Below are 439 nucleotides of genomic sequence, written 5' to 3'. Positions count from 1 at the left end.
TGGAGCTGCTTAACGCCGACGACCATCTTCGCGATGCCGCGCTGACGATCGTGGGTGAAGGCTGGCTCGATCGGCAGAGCGCCTTTGGTAAGGCCCCGGTGGGCGTGGCAGGCAAAGCCGCACGCCATGGCGTGCCGGTTGTGGCCCTTTGCGGCGGGCGTGATGAGAGCAGCCGGCAATTATATCAACACCATATTGACGCAATGTGGTCTATTTGCCAGCGCCCTATGGCGCTGGCAGAGTCGATGAACACATGCGAACCGCTCCTCGCCGACGCCGCGGAGAATGTTCTACGAACCTTTCTGAGCGGGTGGCGCGGAGAGGCACATAAGCGGATAACTGTATGATTATTACAACAGCGCTGGCTAATGAAATTGTCGCCCGGGCAATGGCGATAATTCATCATAACGTGAATGTGATTGACCATCATGGACAGATC

General features: G+C 57.2%; 1 protein-coding gene. It reads left to right on the top strand.

From position 1 onward, the window contains the following. Nucleotides 1-347 (top strand): glycerate kinase (locus I6F16_RS37630; RefSeq protein WP_225174792.1); only part of this gene is annotated, 347 nt, incomplete at its 5' end. Between the last annotated feature and the right edge of the window lie 92 nt (nucleotides 348-439).

The sequence above is a fragment of the Bradyrhizobium sp. IC4060 genome (assembly GCF_020193715.1).
GTDB lineage: Bacteria > Pseudomonadota > Alphaproteobacteria > Rhizobiales > Xanthobacteraceae > Bradyrhizobium > Bradyrhizobium yuanmingense.
The sequence above is the reverse complement of the archived record's forward strand: the minus strand, read 5'-3'. Positions and strand labels throughout refer to the sequence as shown.